We start from the raw sequence: 21,707 nt of genomic DNA, 5'->3' as shown, positions 1-21,707 counted from the left end.
CGAATTGAGATTGCGTAATGACGAATGAGCATTCTGTAGCAACAAACTCGACTACCTGCTATGGATTCGTATAAAAGTATGTCATATGAGCTTCATCGTATCCCTGACCGTACACTTCCAAAGCATTTTTTTCGATTCCGTATGTCTCAAAGCCGGCTTGCTCATATAAACGCTTTGCTGATTCGTTCGTTGTAACGACACATAGATTAATTTGTTTCAATCCCTCTAGCTGTCTTCCTCGCTCCAGCACTTCCTGAAGTAGACGAGAAGCCACTCCACACCCACGATAGGCAGGAGACACATAGACTCCCCAGATCATGCCTTTGTGCCTTAACTTCAGCCCGTACTCTCGCTTAAACCCCATCATTCCTGCAAGAGAACCATCTTGTGCGTATGCTCCAAGAATGTAATCATCCGGGTCACTATGTATGCGGTCTTGCACCTCAGTCATGGGGAGTTGTACTGAAATTTCAAATGAAGCACCGAACGCTTCAGGATGATTTTTGAGAGCTTCTAACCGAAAAGGCCAGTAGTGCTCTGCATCATCACGTACAATATTACGAATCGAAATAGATTCGTTGAGGGGATCTTTGCGCATACCTTTTCACTCCTTGCTGTTTCATAGGCTCATATAGTAATAACCTTGCACGACATATATCGCACAACAAATAATACTATAGTGATTCAAAACTAGACTACTCGTCCTGCTCTCTAGTGGGCTGGATATGGGTTAACTTCTGCTTGCGAGCAGCGTCACGCTCCATCGCTTCTTCCACTGGATCTCGTTTAGGCAATTTACTATTGATTCGTAGAAGAAGAGTAATCATGATCAGCAATAGAACGATTACAATGAATTCAAACAGCTCAAGCACCTCCCATGAAAATCTGCTTCACATTTGCTCTAACAGCTAGCTGCCCATTCTTTATTTTTATTTCAATCCACGGGCAATAATCCACTCGAACCACTTCCAAGGCAATAGAGCCTTACCGATAATCAGCAAACGAGAGCCTTTGCCGAGTGCATATCGAAGTCGTGGGGAGCGCATCTGTCCAATCCGAACAATTAGGTCAGCCACTTCTTGCGGATCAGGCGCAGTTTCGCCTGTACGACGGGAGTAACGGAGCACTGCATCCAGCTGCTTGTTGTAAGGTGACTGCTCCCGCTGACGAATCTCACCTAAGCCCTTGTTCCATATAGGGGTACGATACGCTCCGGGCTCTATCAATACAGCCTTTATACCAAATGGAGCCATCTCATGGCGTAAGCTTTCTGTGAAACCTTCCACCGCAAACTTAGAGGTAGCATAGGGTGCATATCCCGGAAAGCCCGATAGTCCACTAACGCTGGAAAGATTAATAATGAGTCCACTTTGTTGCTTACGCATCACTGGCAGAACAGCACGTGTTACCTCAATTAGTCCAAACAGATTGGTTTCCATTTGCCTACGCCAATCCGCCATGGGTACTTCCTCAATAAATCCTCCGACCGCAAAGCCTGCATTATTCACCAACATATCAATACGATGATCATGCCGCAGAATCTCCTCTATCCCCTCCATAATTGAATGGGGATCAGTGACGTCCAAGCGTATGTATCGTATCTGATCCGAGATTCCCGCTTCTGCGGCTAGCCTCACCAACGCTTCCTTACGACTGAGGTCACGCATTGTTGCTACAACCAGATAACCTCGTTTCGCCAAACTAATTGCTGTCAGCATCCCAAATCCACTAGATGTGCCGGTTATTAAGACCACCGGTGCATTGTCCGTCTTCCTTTTTCCATTCGTCAATAAATTCACCTTCTTCCTCACTCCGTTTACCAAGCAATCCCTACGTTCTCTATACCTCATGCCAAGACGTGCAGATAGAATAACAGAAGGACAGTCGCCGCTGCCCTTCTCATCGTGTTGCTGTATGGGTAAGTTACATCTATTCTTCAGAACAACCTTTCTTCCTGAGGCTGAATAGCCGTATAGATTAATTCTTCTGCTTCAGGATCTCAGCGAGCGCTGTATCCAGTGTATTATATGTGAATACGAAGCCTTCATGCTCTAATCTCGCGGGAATGACCCAACGACTTTTGAGCACGAGTTCTGTCTCCGTTCGAATAATACGAGCACCGAATTCTAACATCCAGCGCGGTGAAGAAAGTCCCCATCCCACACCCATTTGTTGTCTCAGTGCTGCCATCAATTGACGATTGGTAACAGGATGAGGTGAGGAAGCGTTGAATACACCTTCCAACTGAGGATGCTCCTGTAAATAGATCACCATCCGAAACAGATCCTCGATATGAATCCAACTAAACTGCTGCCTTCCAGAACCCTGAGAACCACCTAACCTAAAACGAACCAAATTCGTTAAAGGCTCCATGACCCCGCCGTTCCCCAGCACAATGGCAATTCGTAGTGCAATCTGCCGGGTAGAAGGCAAACTGAATTCAAAAAAGGCTTGCTCCCATGCTGTAGCTACATCTACCGAGAAGCCTGTACCGATCTCCCCGTCCTGTTCCGTCATAGGTCGATCCTCAGCATGTCGATATATGGTAGCTGTGCTTGAGTTAATCCATAGTTTGGGAGGGTTGTTACAGGCCAAGACACTGTCCCCAAGGATACGCGTCGTTTGTGTGCGGGACTCCAGAATGATCCTGCGGTTTTCTTCTGTGTACCTACAGTTCACAGATTTACCAGCCAGATTAATTAATAACTCGGCACCTTCCAGCGCTTGAATGATGGCTTCTCGATCCTCCCAGGCTATATGACCAGACTGGCGTGAGATAATACCCACCTCATAACCTAGCTGCTGAAACCGCCTAGCAAAATCCTGACCTACAAATCCAGTTCCACCTGCCAAAACGACCTTATTCATTCCATCCCCTCATTTCCATTTGGGTATAAGACGATTAACGTAGGGTATGTGTTCACAACGGACTTTTCAACCAACCTCTTACATACGGCATAACACAGCGTCAGCTAGTTTCATAATCTAATGAACCTTTATTTTGCTCCCATAGCAGCATACAATCGATCACGCTCTTGCATTGCCCAATCATTGGAAGGATTCTGCTCCAATTGATATCGTAGCTCATCATAAAAATCATGAATCATGAACCCATCCGGTAACGCCCCGAGCATAGCTTCAAAGTGATACTCTGGTAAAGTTCGACGTCCCTCAACGATCTGCTTCAACCAGTTCATCCACATTGCCAGTGTCAGCACTTCTTCCTGCCACAACTCAGCCTGTAACCCTAGTGCATCCTGAAACTGTTCGTATGTCGAGTTATTCGGATATTGACGGCAAGCCTGTACAGCGAGTTCATACAGCTCAATTATTGCAGGACGAGCACTCGGCTGCAGCGTAATCTCCAAGCTATTTACGAAATCCTGAACTTGAATGGTCTGTCCGTCATCATATAATAATGGCGCCTGTGCCAGTACGCGTACAATCTCTTCCATATCGTTTGTTGTAATCTGCTTCTGTTCGTATAAGGAAGCTAATTTAAATGCAGTAATGATCATTCACTCCTATATCTCATTCTTCTATATTAACGCCACATATTATATCATGGTTTGGCTTTGAAATATTTGAACACTTCAATCGTTTCTTCCAGATCCTCCGTGCTCGAATAGATATTCATGACCTTACCAACCTCAATACCAAAATCAACATATGCATTGGCCTTAGCCGTTATAATATGGCCATCTACGACAACATTGGTATTCATATACACCCCTTGGGTAGTGATGTCTCTCATCTGTGCCTCTGCGTTAGTCGTAAAGGATGTATCCTCCAGAATTTGCGCTTGACCAAGCAATAAGGTTCCTGAACAGATGGCTGCAATTGGAGTCGTTAGTCCATTCAGTCTGCGCAGCCAGTCCATCAATTCTTCTCGCTTAAGCAGTGAGGTCACATCCCCTCCTGGGATGATTAACAGTTCCACCTTAGACGGATCAACCTGATTCATTATTAGATCTGGATTAACGGATAACCCCTCATACGAACGAAGAGCCCCTTCATCCAAAGCAACGGTAATTACGTCACCTTGGGTTTTCATGAAATAACTTGCTAACATAATTTCAAACGAAACATAGCCTTCAAATAACAGGATGTGTGTCTTCATTGTATCTGATTCCTTTCTTTCCCCACGTTCTTCCAACTATATCCTATTGTACTACATATTTCTGCTCTCATATTAAAACAGCCACAGAGCGCATTCGGCACTCCATGGCTGTAAATCTAAATCAACGCCTTGATCACGGCTAAATATTCACGAATCATATAGATCGGTTTGAGGTGTACTGGCGATGAAGCTGAGATACCATATTCGGCAGAGTAACCACTTTTAACTGCCAAATACTTCGCACGGAACATATGATAATCACTCGTTACAATCATGATCTCAGGGTTCATCACCCCAGCTTGATCTATTATTTTCTTAGAAAAAACTAAGTTCTCTCTTGTCGATGTGGAGCGATCCTCCATCATAATTCGGTTAGCGTTAATCCCTTGAGTCAACAAATATGTTTTCATGGCAAGGGCTTCTGTGATGTCTTCTCCTGGCCCCTGACCTCCGGAAACGATGACGGGAATCTGCGGATGAGCTTGAATATAATCTAGGCTGGCATCCAATCGTTGTTTGAGCGTAAGCGACAGCTCTGTACCTTTAATACCCGATCCTAATATGATGACATAATCCGCTTCTTCCTGATCATTTGCTCCCAATTGGGTAAATACAAGAGCTTCGATAATGATAAACGAAACCGCTACAATGCCTAATCCAGTCAGGATAATACGTTTCAGCACAACATGTTTCTCGTAATTGATACGCCGTAATACCATAAATGCCACACTGATCGCACCAAAAAACGTGACTGCAAAATTCCTACCCCAGATCATTAGAAAAACAACTAAACATACGAGTAAAATAATATCAATGATGAGGCCTTTCTCTCGTAAAAAAGTCGTGATCTTCCTCATGCTTCCCCTCCCTGTGCGATGATTATGTTGAGCTTAGGCCACCGTTGTTGCCAGCATTTCTTCTCTACCCTCTGATTATAATAATCTGCATCCATGAAGAACGGGCTTTTACGCACGATCAACCGATACAGATCCTCCAGCCCATGTGGAGCACAGATGCGAATGTTATCTTGCTCATCAAGCTGTACACCTATAGCCGTAACGATCTCAGGCCAATACCGGAAGGCATCCTCTGTCGACTTATAGGGCTTGGCATGATTACGCAGATGCATCCTCGCCTGATTTTTCACAGACCATTTGGGATTCCCAGTAACCTGTTGAAGCTCTTTTTCCAGCATCGTATCCCGATCTTCGCTTATATCTTCTGCATCATAATAGACTACATCAATATCGTCATGTAGCTCACGATGATCGTATCCATGCAGTTCATCCCAAATATAGTTACGGACATATCCTGCTCCGATGTAGCACTGTGGCAGATGAAGACTGCGGACATGCTGTAAATCTTGGATCATTATCTTATTATGTTTAATAGACTGAATGCATCTCTCTTCATGCAGGATATGAACCCTCTCCTTGCTTCCCTGAATCTACTCTATTAATGCCTTACACAATCACTTCACTCAAAAACCATTCATTTTCACTATACCATGTTTATATAGGCTCAATAAAATAGACAAGTTTCTTAATGCATTGATCCAAAATTCAATTTCATACGTAAGATCTCATATACCATTATTGATAATATTTTTAAAATTAGGAGACTCACTATTAGCAACTATGGGGGGGGAATAAAGATATCCTGATATATTAACACAAATTGACAATTCAAATGGATGGATATAACATACCAGATATAATGATCGTTCTATCTTTCAGTGGAAGGAGTATGATTGATGATGAGCAGCAAAAAGGAAATACTGTTAAATGTAGCTGAAAAGTTGTTCTATCTCCATGGATTTCATGCCATCGGCTTAAAGCGGATTATTACAGACGCGGAAATCGCAATTATGACACTATACAACCACTTCGAATCCAAGGATGATCTCATTGTAGAAGTCCTACTGCGACGGGAGCAGCGCTATCTCGAACAACTGCGGCAATATGCGGACAACCAATCGAAGCCCATCTTCCTTAATTTAGCTGAAGGTCATGCACGCTGGCTCATGGAACATGAGAACAGAGGATGTTTGTTTTTGCGTGCTAAGGAGGAGTTCGGAGGGGATGCCGATCATATCATCGTACAAACGGTAAATGCACATAAAAAACATGTAATGACCCTGATCAAAAAATTAAATCCCTCGCTAAGCGACCGAGAGCTGTTGCAGTTTATCCTGCTACTGGAGGGCTCGACTGCACTTGCCGAAACAGAAGATGTACATAACGTCTGCAGAGAACTGATTCACATGACGGAAAAAAGTTTCAAATCCTAGTACACAGGGTGAGTTAGTAATTCAACTCACTTTTTTATTTCGCAAGAAATATAATGATCGTTCTATCTAAAAGGCGGTGAAGCAAATGAAAAAAATTATCTTTCCAGGCATTGCACTTATCGCTGTATGTTACGCCTTTGGGCGTTTCAGTTATGGGCTGTTTATGCCGGAAATTTCAGAAGCGCTGCAATTAAACGAGGCCGCTTCGGGTGCGATTAACTCAGGAACCTACATTGCATACTGTCTGTCCCTTCTGACTGCTCCATTGATCATTAATCACAAAGGGCATCATTATGTTCTTCAATTGGCTGGAATCAGTGCTGTGCTTGGATTAATAGGCATTGCTCTGTCTCAGAATGCATGGGTGCTTGCACTCGGTATCTTTCTCGCTGGTCTGAGCACAGGCTGGGCTTCCCCTGCTCTCGGTAATACCGTTAATGCCGAACTTGCACCTCATTTGCAGGCGAGAGGCAACAGTTGGATCAATACAGGAACCAGCTTCGGAATCATTGTCTCTGGCCCGCTCTATTGGCTGTTGACCGATTACTGGCGTTTAACCTACATCATATTTGCCGCGATCGGCATTGTCGTTCTGTTATGGAATAGACGTGTCATCCCAGCGAACAAAACACTCCCATGCACCAAATCGATCTGGGCATGTATGAAGCCAACCCGGCCTGGTGCTGCGTTACTCATGGCTTGTCTGTTAACAGGTTTTAGTTCTGCAATCTATTGGACGTTTGCCCGAAACTTCCTTACAGACGAAAAAGGAGCCTCCGATTCGGAAGCCGTCCTTTTCTGGATCGTTATGGGGGTAATGGGCATACTCGGTGGATGTGCCGGACGTATTATTGAACGCATTGAAATTCGCCGTTCTTATCGACTAGGGATTCTGCTCTTGTCCCTGTCACTTGGGGTTATCCTACTGCCTTCGATGACTGCTAGTCTGGCTTCAGCGATCATGTTTGGCAGCACATATATATTCCTAACTAGTGTATTTATCGTTTGGGCGACAAGACTCTTCACGCCAAATGTATCCATTGGGATCAGCCTTGCCTTCCTCGCTCTTGGAGTTGGACAATTCTTAGGCTCTTCCATGGCAGGTTACACCATTGAAACGTTCTCCAATACAATTGCATTTCTGACTTTTGCTGTACTGGGCTTGTTCGGATTATTAATTCGCGTGAAATAGCTTGCAGACACAGATATCCGTCACTTCACACGGCGAATATCTGTGTCTACACCATACTGAAGCTCTACCTCTGTAAATGTTGACTTGCTTCCCTGTCCGACAGGAGATTGGGCGACGATACCCACTTTAATCTCTTCAGGACATTCCATGCCAAAATATCGAACCAGCTTCCACTTCTCGCCATCTTGTGAGTAATGGAAGGCAAAGCTGTTACCCGCGCGAGCAATGCGCAAATATGGCCTGTTCACGTCTACAGGGGATGATACGCAATCATCGGAATTCCCCCGTGTCACAACACTCAGAATAGAAGGCTGACCTTCGAAGAATTCGAAACATACTTTAGCCCAGTGTACATCATCTGCCATAATCATCAGACACCCCGAATCATACTGCTCTCTCATATCCACCTCTATTCTTGCAACAATACTGAAATCACGCTTAATCACTGTATGTAGGTATGGTGCTGAAGCCTTTACCGCCGCACCTGCTGGATCAATAAAAAAATCACTTACCGGTGGAACGGTAATCGTGACATTTCCATCCTGAATGAACCACTCTGCTGGCTCATTCAACCATTGCAAATTGGAGGATAACGTTTGACCTGAACATTGCTCAAATAGATTCATGAATTTCAACCCCTCTAGTAATTGGATTAGGAAAGCTCGTTTCTCTATCGTATTCGTTAAACAACTGGACTTATCCTGTTGAAGTGAAGATAAAAATGGAGTAGTGGAGCGTAGATTAAGCTACGTGAGCAACTACATTGTTTCCGAAGGAAACAACCTTCGTAAGCTGATTGCTAATCTCCTCTGCTTCTTGCTTAGGTAGACTGGAGAAATTGCGAAATGGCCCAACCCTTTTATCAAAATAATGATAGGCATTAAAATCGGTCTTGCCGCTCTCACTCATCATATGTACCCCCTTTTCATCTAAGATTACGTTATATACCAGCATAACAAACAACAGACCCAAGTTCTTATTGAAGAACTTGAGTCCTGCTGATTTAACCAACGATTCCAGAACGTTCGATACTCTCAACGAAATACCGCTGTACGAACAAATACAAAATAATTAACGGTGCAATGGCTAATAAAATGCCTGTATCTACAATCATCGCAACATAGTTGGGGTCTGCCTTCATACCCGAGTTGGAACCAAAGCCCATCAGTTGCGGAATCAATTGGTTCGCCTGTGCAGGTAATGAAGCGACCTTAAGTGAGATAAGTGGGCTCTCGCTCATGAACAATGCCGAGTAGAATGTATCGTTATACTGCCATACAAATGAAAACAGAATGACTGTAATCAGCGGTGATATGGCATTGGGTAACATAATTCTAGCAAATGTTCGAAATCCACCCGCACCGTCGATCAATGCGGCTTCTTCGATTTCTTTAGGCATGCCTTTGAAAAACTGACGGAAAATATAAATGAACAAACCCGCCTTTAGCCCTCCCGCAGTTGCTGCTGTAATAATGGACGGCCAGTACGTATTGAGCAAATTAATTCCATCTCGCCCGGTAAACAGATGAATAATACCCATAAAGTCAAAGCTACGGAAGTGCAGATACATCGGCACCATCAAGGTGCTGGTCGGCACCAAAATCGTAAGAATGACGAGTACGAATAACACATTACTACCCGGAAAAGAAAAACGCGCAAATCCATATCCAGCAAGAGCACAAGATATTGCCGTGAGTATGGTGGTGATGGTTACAAATAAGAGCGTGTTCGCAAGCAAAGGCAAGTAATCCATCACCTGCGCCGCTAGCTTGATATTATCCAACGTGAAATGCTGCGGAATCATATAGATCGTTGGATTATATATATCCTGCTTATCCTTGAAGGTAACCGAAATTTTGAGAAACAATGGATATAGGATAATAAACGAAATTCCAATTACCAGTGCATATCGGAAGATGGAATAGAGCAGGTCCGATGTTTTGTTTCGCACCCTATGCATATGATAGTTTTCTTTGGGGACGACTACCATGCGATCTGTTCCGGACGCAGCCATAGTCTAATGCCTCCTTCAGGCGTAATCTAAACGGTCTGTTAGTTATAGTGAACACGCCGGGACAACACCCAGCCGACAACAACCAGCACGAGTCCAATGACGATCGTGTATAGCCAGGACATCGCCGAGCTGAGACCGAAGTTTTGGGTTTTGAATGCCGTCTGATAAATAGCCTCCGTGACCGGACTTCCAGCAAATGAATCGATAATGGTATAGATGACATTCGTCAGAATCAGCGGGCTGACCATGGGGAATGTAATTTTCCAGAACGACTCATAAGCTGTCGCGCCTTCAATCTTGGCTACCTCGTACATTGAACCAGGCACAGACTGCAGCGCGGCAAGAAAGATCAGAATCTGCACACCTGAACTGCTGACGATCTCGTAAATACGCATAATAGCTTCCACAATATAGTCAACATAAGCCATAGGTAATCCCACGTCAGAGAGCATGCGCACAATAGATACAACGTTAAAGGACGCGCCTCCGTCCACGGACGAATCGACAGCAGAGACATCCCCCATCATATTAATCAACCCCGCAGACTCAGCCGCCGCTACTGCACTTGAAGCCAGAATGACGGGAAGAAAGAAAATTGCACGTGCCATCGTTCTCCCCTTAAACTTCTGGTTCAATAATGTCGCCGTGAACAAACTAAAGAAGAGGATCATCGGGACATTCAGCAGCATCGCGCCGACCGAATCTAACAAAATACGGTTAAAGGTTGCATCGACTAGGATCGCATCCTTGAAGTTCTTCAACCCGACGAAATCCAGTACATATCCTCCAGGGGCAACCGATAAATTACTCAAACTGAACCGAATCGATTGCAGCAACGGTGTTACGAAGAGAAAGATGAAGCCTAGCAGCCATGGTGAGATAAAGGCAAGGCCAAGCAACGCTCTCCGTGATTTTAGCGATAATCGAATCGTTCTCATCGGTTAACTCCTTTCAGCGCGTAGTCCGCCGCACCCACAACGATGTTATCCACCGTAACCGGCTCCGAGGTATAGTTAACGAGGATCTGTGCACCACCACTGTAATTGACCTGCACAACCCCGTCCTGTATCCGTTTATGATCTACGATTGTTTGGGTTCTCAAACCACGGAGTACTTCATTGGCTTCCTGATATAGCTCTACAGCTTCATCCACCCAGTACACATAGTCCGTAGCATATGCCGAATCGTAATTCGTCAGCTTCAGGAGTGATGATGGCTCATAGGTCCATTGAAATTGTGGTGCTGCTCCGAGCTCCAGACTACGTAGCAATTGTTTGCGCAAATCTTGATCTCCTGACGTATTCATAGGTGAACCTGCATAGTCTTTGTATCCATGAATAACCATCTCGTAAAACGGTACTTCCTCATCGGTGATATTAAACCGGCTTGAGCCTCCGGGCACATCCACAATATGCTGAGCGTAGCCCCAGGCATATGCATTAGCTGATGAAAGCATCATATTCGGGTAAGCCTGCTGTAACTTTTCAAGCTGTTCTTGCACAATGTTCTTTGCCGTCTCCCTATGAATGACACGACTATCCCGATAATCCGAGCTTAGCACCTGACCGAGATCACGCAGGGATAACCCTTGTAGCTCCAACTTGCCTACCTTCTCAGCGAACTCACTGACTACATATGGAAGTTTGGCTGCGGAGAGCAGATAGTAGTCGTTTCTACTCTGATCCATTCGGTTCAAGGCAGGATTGTAAGGATACAGCTGAGCGGTCTCCTTGGTAACGAAACGCGCCGCATCTGCGGAAGGTGCAAAACGAGAATCGTTGTGATAGATATGCTGGAAGGCTACATCCGGGAACAATGCGCCACCTGATTCACGCAATTGCTCAGAGAGCTGCTTCAACTCCGATGAACTCCCCACTTCCGAATCCAGCTTCACTCGTGTTGGTGTATGATGACTGAATCCGCCACCAAACCATCCCTGATATCGCATTTGAACGTGCTTCAGACCCTTTTGCTGAAGTTCTTCTGCAATGGTGCCCGCTTGCTCGTAAGTGGTCATCGCTAATGTAGTACGATAAGGTACCCCCAGGAAAGAAGCTCTTTTGTCCACCGCACCAAGCACGTTCACATAGAAAGGAATATCCTCTTGATCAATCAATGGTTTCAATACATCTTGATTCATTAGCTGCTGCTGATATAACCTTGCCATCCCAGAATAACTGGCATCATTCCCCTGAAGGAATTGATAGCGCACTTGAATATCTCCGCGAAACGGTTCTTCACTAAGTAACTGGATCTCTTGCATTTTCTGCGACGTATACATCTCCAATTCATCCTCACCGCGTAAGGAGAAGCTGCTATACACGTGGTTGTAGCTATTCTGTCTGCCACCGATATCTGCGGCAATGCTAGCCATCGCATCACCCTTCTCAATGATGGCAAACCAAGCACGATCACCGCTCTTTAGTCCAAAGACAGGCATATGAGCAGACTCACTCACTTGCGGCCGACTTAGAGAATTATCGTTGGGATCCATACCGTAGACACGTTGTACATACTGCTCTTCCTTAATCTTCCCATTGTTCAGATGAATCAGGCTGCCCGAACCATCAGGTACAAACATATATCCCTCTTCTTCAGCATCGGCAGCTCCAAAATAAGCAAGCAGATCAATATTACGAATACGGTATTGTCCACTCTCTTTTACCTGACTCAGCGGTACAGTTACAAGAAGTGTTCCTTCCTCTAACCGATACTCCACTGGAATTTCGAAACTAGGCTTCTCCGATGTGCCTCCACCCTCGACACCATTCTCCTGATTGTCATAGGCTAGATCTTCCTCACTGTATCCTGCGGTCTCAAATGCATCCAACATCTTGTTCAGAACAAGCTGTTTAGATATCTGTCCATCCAGTCTTTCCAATACATCCGGATTCGCTTTGCTCGGATAATAACGAGCAGATGTATACCGGGCTGCGGTTTCATCCAGCTTGGAGAGTACCTTTTCTTCCAGCCGCTGTTTACTGATCAGTTTAGGCAACGCATTAATGCCAAGCGAAGTATCCCCAAGGGTATAGCTCACGCGGATTCCCTGTTCAATATTGGATGCGACAAATTGTTTGTTACTAATACTGGAGCTAAAATTGGGGTAATTCTCCAACGTACCGATTGCATCACGGAAGGAAACGTTGAGCTGAGAGGACAATACCTCTTTCTCATATCCCGAGGCCAGACCATCCTCATTTCGCGCTTCCGGATTGCTGTACCAAATCTGACCGCTATTCCCGTCACGAACCGCTATTTCGGTCGTCTCTTCATTGTAGTAGAGCGCAAGTCCCGTATCCTCGGCCACCAGCTTCATACCCGGCACGCCCTCAGATGCGTCTGTCAAGAAACGAAGTGCATCCACCTCGGTTGGCTGCGCTTCCGTTGTTGTCTGGGCATAAGCCGCAACTTCAACAGCAGGAATGCCCCGGTTATTGATATACAACAGCCCGGCTGCAATGATCACCACAGCTACACCGCCGGCCAGCACCGTGTATAGTCGTTGCTTTTTGTTCACCGATGCCGCCTCCTTTATGTCCGAAAGATCAATTCACGATAGATGTTGTAGCCAAATTCGAATAATTGCTGAAGCATGCTAAACACTAGCGCTCCAAGGAAAATGATGATCCCCATAACAATAACGGTCAGCACCATCGTAATAACGGTTTTGATAACAGTGTACTGATGAACCGTCATTGTACCGATGAACAACAAGAGCACAAACCAGATAAAAGCAATCGTTGTCAGCAGATAATAAAAAGCTGTTTCTTCCTGAACCATAAACCGACTAATCACAATCATCGGTGCATAAATCAAAATAAGTGGGATGAGCGAGTAACCTGTGGCAAGCACAATTTCTTTGAACTTGCCTTCCCCCTCCATTAGGGTTGTGATGGCCCAATTGGCTGTGCACCAGAGAAAGAACGGTACAACAATCGTTAAGATCTCCTGAATGCTGTTCAGTGTCCGCGGATCCGAATAGTTGACTAGAAAACCCGCGTACTGTTTTTGCAAAATCATAATGATAATCGTCAGCATAAGTGCACTAAAAGCAACAGCTAACCTACCCCGGTTATCTGACTTCAGATCCCAGAATGCATCAATGGGGTGAAAAATGAGGTGCAACGGAAACTTAATGTAATCCTGCTTCACGATCGATCTGCCTCCTCCGTTTCCATTTAACCGCCAATCGAACAAGGATCAGAACAAAGACCGCCACAATAGCAACCGTTAGAAATGTGCCAAAATTCTCTTTCATGACCTCTCTCCGATGTCGTTTGAATGCGACAGAATAACTCTTGCGATCCATGCCCAGCTCAAAGTAACCAAGAGCCTCTTCGTTTTTCTTCTCCATCAGCAATGACTTACCAATGCCGATATAAGCAATATCATAGTTAGCGTTCAGCTTAAGCACCTCTTTCCAGAGATGCACCGCCTCCGTGTCCTCGCCCTGATAGTGCAGAGCGACAGCCTGATTCACCGTTGAACCGAATCGTGTAGGCTCATAGACCACTAAATTGCTTTTGCCTCGATCCAGCACTAACGAATGATCACCGGATTGCTCAATTGCAACAGGGGTCTTAAGTGTACCGACCTGGTTACCCTTGCCTCCGTAGATATACAGCAGATGGCCTTCATCATCATAAGTAAACACTCGGTTCTGCGTGGCGTCCAACACACTGTACATGCCGTTGCCTAACACCTTCACATCAATTAACTTGGATGGCCCGGTACTATTTCGGAAGCGGATGTCCCCTTTGACATCGTAGTAACCGAATCGTTTGAGTACATCCTCGCCCGACGGATTCAACCGCTTGATCGGCTCGTTCGAACCTGGATCAATGTTGGTGGCGTATACGAATCCCTTATGGTCGATATCTGCATTCGAGAACTCGGTAGGTACAAAGAGAACCATCTGAGCCCGCTGAGCTTTAGTTGAGAACATGCGCCAGATATATTCGCCATAATCCCGTTCAACCTTGTTTGTTCCTACATAACCAATGAATTGACCGTTCTCATCAAACTGCATAATGCCTTCATATACCCCTTGCGCCACAACGTATACCCGGCCCACACGATCCACGGTCAGCTTCAAAGGCTGAAACTGAAAATCAGTCGCCAAAATGTCCGATTCTGGCTTCGTAATGGTATGTACCAGGTTCCCTTCTGCATCTAACACAACGACACGACTGTTGCCGGTATCAGCAATGTAAATCTGTTCCGCTTCGTCCACAAACAGTCCGCTTGGAACGCTAAATGCCTCCTTGCTGCCATCCAGCATAAAACCTTCAATAACGCGTAACAGCTTGTAGTTTGCGTCCATGACAACGATGCGGCTGTTCCCACTGTCCAATATATAGATCTGCCCGGATGAAGAGACGTTGATATCACCAGGATCTTTGAATTCGCCAATCCCCAGATCACTGCCTGAAATGGTCCGCTCAGGCAGGTAAGCATCCGGTGAAGGAACCGCTTCTTTCCAGTAGTTGTAGTTATAACTGTCATACGGCGCCGGGGAGGCTGCCGCAGGCATGGCATTCACCAGCAACAGGGATACTGCCGCCAGAAGACTTAGCCATCTTTTCACTGTGCGTGCCATATCGTTCCCCCTTAATCCTTCATGCCTGAGCTTGCCATCGTCTCAATGATGCGGCTCTGCGAGAAAATAAACAGCGTAATTGGCACACTCATCAAGATCAATGCAACCGCTGCACCTGCTCCGGCACGGGAAATTCCGCCTTGAATGATCTGCCCTGCAGCATAATGCAAGGTCTTCAACTGCTCACTATAGATATATCCATTGCCATCGCTTCCCCACAGCATCTGGAATAACAGAATAATCAAAGTAAGCCACGCTGGCTTCACATTCGGCATGACGATCGACCAGAAAATGCGATACTCACTTGCGCCATCAATCTTAGCTGCTTCCAGCAATGCATCCGGAATCTGTTCCATGAATTGCTTCATGAGATACAGACCTAGCGAATAGGCAAACGCCGGAATGATAACAGCCCAATACGTATCGATCCATCCTAACCATGACATGATCATATAGTTCGGGATTGCCGTCACGGCAGGTGTGAACATCAGGGAAAGTACAACCACCTGAAACATGAATACTTTACCCGGGAACTTGTGTTTGGCAAGTGGGTAAGCTGCCGCAGAAGCCAGCAGCACGTGACCCACGATACCGATTCCTGTAATAAATACCGTGTTGAAAATATAACGTGAGAATGGAACCCATGAATCGCTAAGCAGGTTCAGCAAATCGGTGAAGTTGCTTAACGTTGGGTTTTTAACAAATAGGGTCGGTGGAAAAGTAAAGATCTCATCCAGTGGCTTGAACGCATTATTGATCGCATAGATGAGCGGCAGTACCATAAACGCTCCGAACACCAGTAGAAGGGCAAACAGGGAGATGCTTCCGGATAATGAGCGGTTCACCCGCTTTTTGGCTGTTGTAATGGCGGCCATATCGTTACTCTCCCACCCTTCTCAGAAGTTTCTGTACCAGCAAGTTCGTGCCCACCATAATCATAAAGAGCACTGTCGCGATGGCTGAGGCATACCCCATCTCAAACCGCGTGGTACCAAAATCAATCAAATGTGTAACAACCGTCTCAGCAGCATAGTTAACACTCGGGAAGCCTGCAAGCGCAATGGATACGTCCGCTACCGCGAAGGAGGTCGTTAATTGAATAACTGCACCAAACATCAGCTGTGGACGCATCGAAGGCAGCGTAATGTACCATAACTCCTGCCAACGGTTCTTGATTCCATCTACAGCCCCTGCTTCATACAATGTCCGATCTACCGTCTGCAGACCTGCGATAAACGCGAGAAATCCTGTTCCTAGACTGAGCCACAATTGCACTAGAATGAGGATCGGCATAATGTAGGCTTCGGTCTTCAACCATTGGATCGGCTCGAGTAGAAATCCCCATTTAATTAACAGACCGTTCGCAATCCCATACCGATCTCCCGAGAAGATCATCAGCCAGATAAAATAGACATTGCCCGAAATGGAGGGCGCGTAGAAAATCAACGTCATAAACGCTCTCCATTTTGGAGTCAACTCATTGATAATCCAAGCAAACACGAAACAAGCAATATAACTGATCGGCCCTGTAATAATGGCAAACAGCAACGTATTTTTGATCGCAATGAGAAATACGTCATCCTCCAAAAATAAGCGCGTATAGTTTTGCCAGCCAATAAACTTCGGAAATTCCAGCATGTTAAAATAGGTGAAACTCAATATGATTGAGATGACAACGGGAATCACGGTGAACATGATGAACAGGATCATATACGGAGCGAGCAGCACATAGGAATGTTTGCTGGCCTTCATTTCCTGGAGCTTCCAGCTCCACCATGATTTCATGCCCATCGTTGGCTTTTTCTCAGGAGGACTGTTTTGTCCGTCTCGGAGTGATATTTGTGACACTGTTAACCCTCCCTCTGCTTACGGAAGACCAAATTCATTACGCTTGATCCGAATCTCGTCCTGAATATACTGGGTGTAGTCCATAATGGATTCCCTTGCTTCCACCTGACCTACGACTGTTTTGTAAAACGCATTAAACAGATGGCGTCCTGTAAAGTAACCGCCGGGCACTTCAGGAATACCTTTTACCGTTTCGAATTGCGCCTTCAAATTAGCGTAATCCTCAGCAGGCCATGGAAGTGAATCCAAAGCTTTTATATTCGCAGTCGGATAACGTGCAGCGGCTCCCATTAAACCTTCCATCTCACGTCCGAATTCCGCTTGAATCGGTGTACTGGTCCACCATTTCATAAATTCCCATGCAGCCTCTTGATCCTTCGCACTCTGTAGCATCATGACCGCAGTACCACCACCTGGCGTATCGCGGTTCAGTGTTCCATCTTCCTGTACAGTTCCCGGCACGGGCACGAATCCCCACAGGCCACGAATCTCAGGTGCAAAGACAGATAACTGGTTATACATCGTGTAATCCGTCAAGCCAATAGGCATCTGTCCGGTACGGAATCGATTGGCAAAATCATATTCTCGTTCCAGCTTGTAATCCGTATAGAACTCCGTCCATTTCTTGAACGTCTCAATTCCGACGCGAGAATCCAGATCCGATTCCTTATCGTTATTTCGATAGAACGCACCGCCATTTTGCAACAGCATCGTTGCGTATTGTGAGTTCGGCGGAATATTGACACCTTGCATGTTCGCCTGTGTTACGATCGGCATGCCAAATTCCATATGATTTTTGCTCAGGATCGCAAGTAAGCTCTCCACATCATCCCACGTCTGAGGCACCTCAAGACCGAGTTCAGCAAGCACATCTTTACGATAGAACAACATATTGAACGTCTGCGTTTCGGGGAGTGCATACACACCAGAATCATAGGCATATGGAACAATTGCACTTTCCCTAAACTCCTGTTCCACCGCGTCATAATCACTAAACTGTGTCAGATCCATTGCCGAATTCCGCATCGCAAAGTTCACAGGCAAATCATTACCAATCTGCATCGCAATGTCTGGCCCTTCGCCTGATAATGTCGCTGGCAACAACGTTCCCATATTCACTAGCTTCAGATTGACATTGATGCCGCTCTCAGGTGTGAACGTCTCATCAATCATTGCTTTCATCGTGTTCGCTTGATCTCGCCCACTACCGATCCAGACAGTGACTGTCCGCTGATCCGCTGATGTAGCAACGTTTCCGATCTGGTTATAATCGATGAAAAATGAATTGTAGAACGTTTTCGCTTCATGCCCGATCTTGGCCATTGGTCCCATGCCCGTTTCAGGAATGTTACGATCTAGCGATGTAACGTAGAGTGCATCAATCTCCAGTGGTTGCTCTCTCGCTTGCTGCACCCATGTACCGAGTCCACCTGTATTTGTTTTGTAAGCAGCGAGTCTTCTCGGAATGGTATCCGGCTTCTCAATCATCTCATCGAGCTGTTGCGCCATCGTTTTGATCAGCGCTTCCTGATCACTCGATTGACCGGATAAGATGCGAAGCTGAGCGGCAACTTCCTTCAAACGCTCACTCTCTCCACTGAACACTTCCAGCAGATTCGGAATCTGTTTCTCCACCCGGTAATCCCTGAACTCATCAGGCTTAGTACCTGTGATCATCAGAATTCGCCGGTACATAGAGTTCAGATTGTATAAGCTATCCTCTACATTGCGGATAAGTGGTGCGAAGTCCCCCAGACTGTTCTCCAGCCGAATAACATGTTTGCCCTTTTCCAGCAAGAACTTATAAGGATCATCTCCACCCATCACATCTACACGATAATCGCTCTGATACCGAAAAGGAGCTTTCATCATTTCGGCAAATGGAACCTCGCCATCAATGGTCAGCTTACGAGTGGAATAGATCCCTTTCACAAAATTTTGCTGCGCCGTAAATCCGATATGATAAAGTCCATCCTCCGGCACATCCACTTCCCATTCAATCCATTGTCCCGGCAAACGCCAGTTATAGCCGCCAATCGTATTGATTCGTACCTGGGAAGCGCTGTAAGGAGACACTGCTGAACTTGATCTTTCGCTAGTTGGATATAACGTTGGAGAAGACTTGGCAACAGCTGCCTCCCCTTCTATGCGAATGAGCACATCCTTCGGTTTTGGGAATGAATCGCTATTCTGTGCTTGTGCCAGCTCCGAATACGGAGCTATCGATTGGTCATTGAACAGTCGTAACGAGCGTATAACCATCGGTTCCCGAGAAGATTTCAGCGTTAGCGTATGCTCCCCTTTTTCCAAATAAAACTTAAATGGTGCTTGTTCGTAACCGTCCGAATCCTGAAATATCTCTTCGATCCAACGCGGTTTCTCCACCTGTTTAGGTCGAAGATCATTCCCTTGGTTATCCTGCTGAACCTCTTCCTTCTCATTGCTCCATACCCGATCAAACTGCAAATAGGCGGCTTCCGCAAACGGAAGTTCACCATCAATGTACAGTGCACGCTCAATCGCGGAACTCTTGCCCTCTACAGGGAAATACGTTGCAGAAAGGTTGTACCATCCCGATTCTGGTACGCTGATCATCCAGTCGACCTCTCCGGTCTCACCCGTATGTAGCGATGTTCCTTCCAGGCCCTCGTAATGATCGAGTGTCCGCACCTCACCGCCACTGGCTCGTGTATACTCCCCAGCTTCAATCGTAATATCCACATTCGGCCGAGCAGCTTCGCCTACCTTAGACAAATATTGCTCATACCCCTTCTTCTGCCTTGTCTGCTGCAAGATAGCATCCACTTCAATGGCCGGCAAACCGCCGGGTGGAACATCCGCACTTTCCGCATCTGTCCCCGATGTGAAATAAAAAATCACCCCGGCTGCTGCGATGACCATTACGGCAGGCAGGATCCATTTCTTTCGTTGTAGAATTCCAGCCATCCTACGAGTCCTCCTCATCAAGGCTGATGCCAGCGTTCCTTTTTTGGAATTTAGGAAGAGGGGTACTCCTGCATCTTAGATACGAGGTACCCCAACCTAGGACGTGTCTGAAAACTCGCTGAAGTGCGTCTTTTAACCCCTTTCGTCCCCTGCTGCGTCACTTTCCCTTAACGCGCCCCAGCACGCTTGCGGAAAACTTCCTTGCTTGGAACGAAAATTCGGCCAAATCTGCTTCCTTCAGAGTCTTCAGACCTACCCTAATTATTGCTGTTGTTATTGTTTACTGAGCTTATCCACAGCAGCTTGAGCCTGTGCTTTATACTTCTCTGCTGTTGCCGTAACGGATGCATTGTTTTTGATGATATCGTTTACATAATCACCGATTGGATAACCCGCATAGGCATCATCCAGCAAGATGCGACCTGTGCCAGCGATATGCTCACGAATCATCGCGATGTCCTTCTCGTCTGAGTAGAGACTTTCCAGGTAATCTTGCCCTGGGTATTCTTCAATCTGTGGAATGTAGAAGGTCTCTTCATAGATTTGGTATACAATCTTCGGATCTTCTACCCCTTTAGGAATAAACTTCGCTGCTGCCGCATTGTTTGCATACGTTACAGACTTATCGCCCTGAGGACCATTCGGAATAGGTACTACGCCAGCAGCGAAGGTCAGATCTCCTAATTGCCATTCTGCCGCAGTGAAAAGAGCAACGTCTCCGTCCTTGAATGTGTTACTTTCTTCCCAGTTCGTTTTGTCGCCTGTTTTCACTTTCACCACATTCTCCACGTTATACAGGCGTTTGATGAATTCAGCTGCTTCAATCGTTTTCGGATCAGACAAGCCTTCTTTGGAATTTTCGTCATCTACGATTGTACCGCCATTGGCTGCCGTAAAGTGACGCAGTGCATCGATTGCCCAGCCGGAATATCCATAGACATCGATCTTGCCATCGTTATCCGTATCTTTGGTTGCTTGTTTAGCAAGTTCCATGAATTTATCCCAATTCCACTCACCGTTGTTGTACAGTTCCTGTGGATCAGGAAGCGATAGCTTCTTGAATAAATCACGGTTATAGTGAAGACCCAGACCAATACTTGTCGGTGAGTCAAATGCGTAATCATTACCTGCAATGGACGGGAATCTAGTCATCAGGTTAGCTTCCTGATTGATGTTGTTCTCACTAGTGGTAAACTCAGAGATTGGCAATAACTGCCCTTTAAGTACAGCCGGGAGTGCAGATTTATATTCCATCTGTACAATATCCGCAAACGGCTCGCCAGCAAGAGCAGTCGTTGTGAATTTGTTCATGTACTCTTCAAACGGTACATTCACGAATTCGATGGTCACGTTGTATTTTTTCTCAACCTCAGCAATTTTGTCCAGACGTGCTTTGTCAGACGCAGTCTCTCCAGCTGGTTTTAGATCCCACCATGCTGCGATCTTAATGACACGACCATTAAGATTCGGAACATCAGCTGCAGGCTCTTCAGCCTCTGTGCTTGCTTCTACCGTTTCTGTGGTATTGCCTGAATTCGCCGTACCTTCCTGTTCCGTGGCGTTCTGCGCTGTTCCGCCTCCACTGCAAGCGGATACAATAAGCATGAACACCAATAAAAGAATAGGAAAAAAGCTCCGTTTTCTAATCATGATTAGAACAACCTCCCCAAATGTGTTTACAAATCATGGACAAAC

The 21,707-nt window shown here is 45.9% G+C and carries 21 protein-coding genes; 2 read left to right on the top strand and 19 right to left on the bottom strand.

Translation table 11 applies throughout. The features are described from left to right. Nucleotides 1-58 precede the first annotated feature (58 nt). The 8 genes from V6W81_RS08255 to V6W81_RS08220 all read right to left on the bottom strand — a co-directional run bounded on the left by V6W81_RS08255 (nucleotide 59) and on the right by V6W81_RS08220 (nucleotide 5,492). Complete coding sequence (locus V6W81_RS08255; protein ID WP_338542596.1) at nucleotides 59-598, bottom strand: GNAT family N-acetyltransferase; 540 nt, start codon at nucleotides 596-598, stop codon at nucleotides 59-61. Between the two features lie 97 nt (nucleotides 599-695). Beyond that, the gene (locus V6W81_RS08250; protein ID WP_338542594.1) at nucleotides 696-872 is read right to left on the bottom strand and encodes a hypothetical protein; all 177 of its coding nucleotides are present in this window, start codon (nucleotides 870-872) and stop codon (nucleotides 696-698) included. Nucleotides 873-929: 57 nt separating this feature from the next. After that, entirely contained in the window at nucleotides 930-1,790 is an 861-nt protein-coding gene (locus V6W81_RS08245) for an SDR family oxidoreductase (RefSeq protein ID WP_430701343.1), read from the bottom strand. A 187-nt stretch (nucleotides 1,791-1,977) separates the two neighbouring features. Beyond that, the gene (locus V6W81_RS08240; protein ID WP_338542590.1) at nucleotides 1,978-2,868 is read right to left on the bottom strand and encodes a TIGR01777 family oxidoreductase; all 891 of its coding nucleotides are present in this window, start codon (nucleotides 2,866-2,868) and stop codon (nucleotides 1,978-1,980) included. A 128-nt stretch (nucleotides 2,869-2,996) separates the two neighbouring features. After that, complete coding sequence (locus V6W81_RS08235; RefSeq protein ID WP_338542588.1) at nucleotides 2,997-3,518, bottom strand: hypothetical protein; 522 nt, start codon at nucleotides 3,516-3,518, stop codon at nucleotides 2,997-2,999. Nucleotides 3,519-3,562: 44 nt separating this feature from the next. Continuing rightward, nucleotides 3,563-4,120: a DJ-1/PfpI family protein gene (locus V6W81_RS08230; protein ID WP_338542587.1), complete on the bottom strand. Its 558-nt coding sequence runs from the start codon at nucleotides 4,118-4,120 to the stop codon at nucleotides 3,563-3,565. Between the two features lie 116 nt (nucleotides 4,121-4,236). Further along, complete coding sequence (locus tag V6W81_RS08225) at nucleotides 4,237-4,977, bottom strand: YdcF family protein (protein WP_338542586.1); 741 nt, start codon at nucleotides 4,975-4,977, stop codon at nucleotides 4,237-4,239. After that, nucleotides 4,974-5,492: a nucleotidyltransferase family protein gene (locus V6W81_RS08220; RefSeq protein ID WP_338542584.1), complete on the bottom strand. Its 519-nt coding sequence runs from the start codon at nucleotides 5,490-5,492 to the stop codon at nucleotides 4,974-4,976. The genes V6W81_RS08225 and V6W81_RS08220 overlap by 4 nt, the downstream gene beginning before the upstream one ends. A 381-nt stretch (nucleotides 5,493-5,873) precedes the next feature. On the opposite strand from V6W81_RS08220, the gene V6W81_RS08215 reads away from it, so the two are divergent. Then, on the top strand, nucleotides 5,874-6,410 hold the full coding sequence (locus tag V6W81_RS08215; RefSeq protein ID WP_338542583.1) for a TetR/AcrR family transcriptional regulator: 537 nt from the start codon (nucleotides 5,874-5,876) through the stop codon (nucleotides 6,408-6,410). A gap of 85 nt (nucleotides 6,411-6,495) precedes the next feature. After that, nucleotides 6,496-7,602: an MFS transporter gene (locus tag V6W81_RS08210; RefSeq protein WP_338542582.1), complete on the top strand. Its 1,107-nt coding sequence runs from the start codon at nucleotides 6,496-6,498 to the stop codon at nucleotides 7,600-7,602. Nucleotides 7,603-7,622: 20 nt separating this feature from the next. Here V6W81_RS08210 and V6W81_RS08205 read toward each other — a convergent pair whose 3' ends face one another. From V6W81_RS08205 to V6W81_RS08155, 11 genes are all read right to left on the bottom strand, one after another. Continuing rightward, nucleotides 7,623-8,228 (bottom strand): DUF1349 domain-containing protein, encoded by a 606-nt coding sequence (locus V6W81_RS08205; protein WP_338542581.1) that lies wholly within the window; start codon nucleotides 8,226-8,228, stop codon nucleotides 7,623-7,625. A 115-nt stretch (nucleotides 8,229-8,343) separates the two neighbouring features. Next, complete coding sequence (locus tag V6W81_RS08200; protein ID WP_338542579.1) at nucleotides 8,344-8,514, bottom strand: hypothetical protein; 171 nt, start codon at nucleotides 8,512-8,514, stop codon at nucleotides 8,344-8,346. 91 nt (nucleotides 8,515-8,605) lie between these two features. Then, complete coding sequence (locus V6W81_RS08195) at nucleotides 8,606-9,616, bottom strand: carbohydrate ABC transporter permease (RefSeq protein WP_082560458.1); 1,011 nt, start codon at nucleotides 9,614-9,616, stop codon at nucleotides 8,606-8,608. Between the two features lie 38 nt (nucleotides 9,617-9,654). Then, on the bottom strand, nucleotides 9,655-10,554 hold the full coding sequence (locus V6W81_RS08190) for a carbohydrate ABC transporter permease (protein ID WP_056698787.1): 900 nt from the start codon (nucleotides 10,552-10,554) through the stop codon (nucleotides 9,655-9,657). After that, nucleotides 10,551-13,136 (bottom strand): DUF5696 domain-containing protein, encoded by a 2,586-nt coding sequence (locus V6W81_RS08185; RefSeq protein ID WP_338542575.1) that lies wholly within the window; start codon nucleotides 13,134-13,136, stop codon nucleotides 10,551-10,553. The genes V6W81_RS08190 and V6W81_RS08185 overlap by 4 nt, the downstream gene beginning before the upstream one ends. Before the next feature lie 14 nt (nucleotides 13,137-13,150). Further along, a complete protein-coding gene (locus V6W81_RS08180; protein ID WP_338542574.1) occupies nucleotides 13,151-13,771 on the bottom strand; it encodes a Yip1 family protein in 621 nt (206 codons plus the stop codon). Next, on the bottom strand, nucleotides 13,752-15,218 hold the full coding sequence (locus tag V6W81_RS08175) for an NHL repeat-containing protein (RefSeq protein ID WP_145048029.1): 1,467 nt from the start codon (nucleotides 15,216-15,218) through the stop codon (nucleotides 13,752-13,754). Before V6W81_RS08175 ends, V6W81_RS08180 begins: the two co-directional genes overlap by 20 nt. 11 nt (nucleotides 15,219-15,229) lie before the next feature. Next, nucleotides 15,230-16,093, bottom strand: a complete 864-nt coding sequence (locus V6W81_RS08170; RefSeq protein ID WP_128101020.1) for a carbohydrate ABC transporter permease — start codon at nucleotides 16,091-16,093, stop codon at nucleotides 15,230-15,232. Nucleotides 16,094-16,097: 4 nt separating this feature from the next. Then, entirely contained in the window at nucleotides 16,098-17,009 is a 912-nt protein-coding gene (locus V6W81_RS08165) for a carbohydrate ABC transporter permease (protein ID WP_056699913.1), read from the bottom strand. Nucleotides 17,010-17,084: 75 nt separating this feature from the next. After that, nucleotides 17,085-20,012 (bottom strand): extracellular solute-binding protein, encoded by a 2,928-nt coding sequence (locus V6W81_RS08160; protein ID WP_338542572.1) that lies wholly within the window; start codon nucleotides 20,010-20,012, stop codon nucleotides 17,085-17,087. A gap of 273 nt (nucleotides 20,013-20,285) precedes the next feature. Beyond that, complete coding sequence (locus V6W81_RS08155) at nucleotides 20,286-21,662, bottom strand: ABC transporter substrate-binding protein (protein ID WP_338542571.1); 1,377 nt, start codon at nucleotides 21,660-21,662, stop codon at nucleotides 20,286-20,288. Nucleotides 21,663-21,707 lie beyond the last annotated feature (45 nt).

It is taken from the genome of Paenibacillus tundrae (assembly GCF_036884255.1).
In the GTDB taxonomy this organism is placed as follows: domain Bacteria; phylum Bacillota; class Bacilli; order Paenibacillales; family Paenibacillaceae; genus Paenibacillus.
The sequence above is the reverse complement of the archived record's forward strand: the minus strand, read 5'-3'. Positions and strand labels throughout refer to the sequence as shown.

Excerpts from the sequence above, each read along its gene's own strand:
- V6W81_RS08165 (WP_056699913.1), bottom strand. The coding sequence starts at position 17,009 with ATGGGCATGAAATCATGGTGGAGCTGGAAGCTCCAGGAAATGAAGGCC.
- V6W81_RS08235 (WP_338542588.1), bottom strand. The coding sequence starts at position 3,518 with ATGATCATTACTGCATTTAAATTAGCTTCCTTATACGAACAGAAGCAG.
- V6W81_RS08210 (WP_338542582.1), top strand. The coding sequence starts at position 6,496 with ATGAAAAAAATTATCTTTCCAGGCATTGCACTTATCGCTGTATGTTAC.
- V6W81_RS08230 (WP_338542587.1), bottom strand. The coding sequence starts at position 4,120 with ATGAAGACACACATCCTGTTATTTGAAGGCTATGTTTCGTTTGAAATT.
- V6W81_RS08240 (WP_338542590.1), bottom strand. The coding sequence starts at position 2,868 with ATGAATAAGGTCGTTTTGGCAGGTGGAACTGGATTTGTAGGTCAGGAT.
- V6W81_RS08215 (WP_338542583.1), top strand. The coding sequence starts at position 5,874 with ATGATGAGCAGCAAAAAGGAAATACTGTTAAATGTAGCTGAAAAGTTG.
- V6W81_RS08205 (WP_338542581.1), bottom strand. The coding sequence starts at position 8,228 with ATGAATCTATTTGAGCAATGTTCAGGTCAAACGTTATCCTCCAATTTG.
- V6W81_RS08175 (WP_145048029.1), bottom strand. The coding sequence starts at position 15,218 with ATGGCACGCACAGTGAAAAGATGGCTAAGTCTTCTGGCGGCAGTATCC.
- V6W81_RS08190 (WP_056698787.1), bottom strand. The coding sequence starts at position 10,554 with ATGAGAACGATTCGATTATCGCTAAAATCACGGAGAGCGTTGCTTGGC.
- V6W81_RS08200 (WP_338542579.1), bottom strand. The coding sequence starts at position 8,514 with ATGATGAGTGAGAGCGGCAAGACCGATTTTAATGCCTATCATTATTTT.
- V6W81_RS08220 (WP_338542584.1), bottom strand. The coding sequence starts at position 5,492 with ATGATCCAAGATTTACAGCATGTCCGCAGTCTTCATCTGCCACAGTGC.
- V6W81_RS08195 (WP_082560458.1), bottom strand. The coding sequence starts at position 9,616 with ATGGCTGCGTCCGGAACAGATCGCATGGTAGTCGTCCCCAAAGAAAAC.
- V6W81_RS08255 (WP_338542596.1), bottom strand. The coding sequence starts at position 598 with ATGCGCAAAGATCCCCTCAACGAATCTATTTCGATTCGTAATATTGTA.
- V6W81_RS08155 (WP_338542571.1), bottom strand. The coding sequence starts at position 21,662 with ATGATTAGAAAACGGAGCTTTTTTCCTATTCTTTTATTGGTGTTCATG.
- V6W81_RS08170 (WP_128101020.1), bottom strand. The coding sequence starts at position 16,093 with ATGGCCGCCATTACAACAGCCAAAAAGCGGGTGAACCGCTCATTATCC.
- V6W81_RS08225 (WP_338542586.1), bottom strand. The coding sequence starts at position 4,977 with ATGAGGAAGATCACGACTTTTTTACGAGAGAAAGGCCTCATCATTGAT.
- V6W81_RS08160 (WP_338542572.1), bottom strand. The coding sequence starts at position 20,012 with ATGGCTGGAATTCTACAACGAAAGAAATGGATCCTGCCTGCCGTAATG.